Annotated in this window: 2 protein-coding genes; both read left to right on the top strand. The window is 28.3% G+C overall.

The genetic code is table 11. From position 1 onward, the window contains the following. The first annotated feature begins 65 nt into the window (after nt 1–65). Nucleotides 66–1,361, top strand: coding sequence for a radical SAM/SPASM domain-containing protein (locus VK998_RS04720; protein WP_325226064.1), 1,296 nt, complete (start codon nt 66–68; stop codon nt 1,359–1,361). A gap of 166 nt (nt 1,362–1,527) precedes the next feature. After that, complete coding sequence (locus tag VK998_RS04715; protein ID WP_325226061.1) at nt 1,528–2,484, top strand: ABC transporter ATP-binding protein; 957 nt, start codon at nt 1,528–1,530, stop codon at nt 2,482–2,484. Nucleotides 2,485–2,530 lie beyond the last annotated feature (46 nt).

Genomic DNA, 2,530 nt, shown 5'->3' with positions numbered 1-2,530 from the left:
CCCTCGCAATTATCTATATATAGATAATTGCGAGGGAATTCTAATATTTATAGAGGGAGGTAAACATGAAAAAATATAAAAGTTCAAAATATAATTATATGATAAAAGAAGCAGATAAAAACATAATGATAAATCTGTTTACTAATTCAGCGGTACAGATTTTATCTAATCAATTGGAAACTATTACTAAAATTTTAGCTAATCCTAATTCTAAAACTTTAAATAAAGATGAGTTGAAGTTTAAACAAATATTAATTACTCAAGGGTTTTTAATTAATCAAAAATTAAATGAAGTCGAACTATTAAAATTAAAAAACCGAATAACACGTTATGGCAATAATACCCTTGGTTTAGTTATTACTCCCACCTTAAAGTGTAATTTTAAGTGTCCTTATTGCTATGAAACACAAACGGATGATGTTATGACAGATTCTTTAGCTGATAATATTATTAAATACATAAAAAGTGAAGCAAAAAATAATAAAAATTTAGTCGTAACTTGGTTTGGTGGAGAACCACTTTTAGAATTAAAGAGAATTATACATCTCTCAGAACAGATAATGAGTATTTCCGAAAAACATAATGTAAAATATAATGCTAAAATAATTTCTAACGGTTATTTACTTAATAAAGATGTTGTTAATAAATTAATAGAATGTAATTGTAAAGAAATACAGATAACCATTGATGGACCAAAATATATTCATGACAATAGAAGAATACTGAAAAACGGAAAAGGGTCTTTTGACAAAATAATGGAGAATCTAAAATATGCAGTTAGTAAATTTGATGTTGTTAAGATAAGAGTAAATATTGACAATGAAAACGCTGAACATATTCATTTTCTCTTAGACACATTAACCCCTTTGAAAGAAAAAATATATATAGGATTTATGACTGTTTCCAAAACTAACTCTTATTCTGATAAATGTTGTTCTATGAAAGAGTTTTCAGAAGTTAATTCAAAGATTTTTAATGAAGCAATCGATAGAGGTTTTAAGTTACTTAGATATATGAGTTCTACACCTGGAACAGTCTTTTGTGGAGCAAATCAGATTAAAAATATGGTTATAGACCCTGTTGGACAAATTTATACATGCTTAGTAGACGTTGGGAAAGAAAGTAGAATGATAGGGAAATTAAACTCTACAGGTAGTATAGATTTCAATTTTTCAGAAATGCTGAAATGGCATACTTGGGAACCCTTTGATAATGAAGAATGTATTGAATGTGAAGTATTGCCTATATGTATGGGGGGATGTAAAAGGCTTCAACACTCAGAAGAAAAATGTTTCTTAAAATATACTCTTAAAGAAAGACTACTAAGTTTACCTCATATAAAAGAGATTATACAAGCTTAATAAATCAAAAAAGAGCTATTTAGAAAATAGATAGTTAATATAGTTAATAAAGAATAGTGTTATGAATATCAATTATATATATTTTGTAAAAGTAATTTTAAATTTATAATCAAGTGAATTAGTTAAAAATGTCTAAAAAAGTTAAGAAAACAAGAGGATGGTAAAAGTGAGTAAAACTATGATCAAAGTTAAAAATTTAAGAAAAGTTTATGAAAATTTAGTTGTTGCTAATGACGGGATCAGCATAGATATTAAACAAGGAGATATATTTGGTTTGTTGGGGCCCAATGGGGCTGGGAAAACGACTTTTATTCGACAGATTTCAGGTTTGCTTAAACCTACTGAAGGTGAAATATATTTTGATGGCGATAAAGACATAATCAAAAATCCGGAGGTTGTTACAGAGTATATTTCTTATTATGGACAACGTTTATTGATTTTAGATAGCCATCGTACCTGGGAGGTTGTATATTATACAGGTATTTTTAGAGGTTTATCTAAAGAAGAGTCTTTGAGACAGACAGAATTATTAATTGATATTTTTAACCTTACAGAAAGTCGAAACAAGTTAATGTCAAAATTAAGCGGAGGTCAAAAAAAGTTAGTAGGAATTATGTCTTCTTTGATTGCACTTAGACCAATTTTGATATTAGACGAGCCTACCAATGACTTAGATCCAGAAAATAGAAAAAAAGTATGGGATATACTTAATTATGCTAATGAAAAATTTAATACTACAATAATTTTGGTTACTCATAATGTTTTAGAGGCAGACCAGATAGTAAATAAAGTTGCCATTATTGATGAAGGTAAAATAATAGGAATGGGTTCTCCTGCAGAATTAAAATCTAAATTAGGAGATCAAGTTAGACTAGAGATTTATCTTAAGGAACAATATAATTCTTATAATTTCAATTTTTCTGAGATAGGAGGTATTGTTGAAAGTTATGAAATCAAGCCCGGAGTTTGGCGTTTTCTGACCAAGAAAGGTTTGGTACATCATATTTTCACTCATGTAGTATCAAAAATTAGCTTAGACCAGATAGAAGATTTCAGGATTATAACCTGTACTCTAGAAGACGTATATTTAGCTTTGGGAGGTGTGAAGGATGGAATTAAATAAGAAACTGGATAGATTATTTGAGAATAATGCAAGTGTAGTAGTAAAG

Source organism: Schnuerera sp. (assembly GCF_035459645.1).
In the GTDB taxonomy this organism is placed as follows: Bacteria; Bacillota; Clostridia; order Tissierellales; family Tepidimicrobiaceae; genus Schnuerera.
The sequence above is the reverse complement of the archived record's forward strand: the minus strand, read 5'-3'. Positions and strand labels throughout refer to the sequence as shown.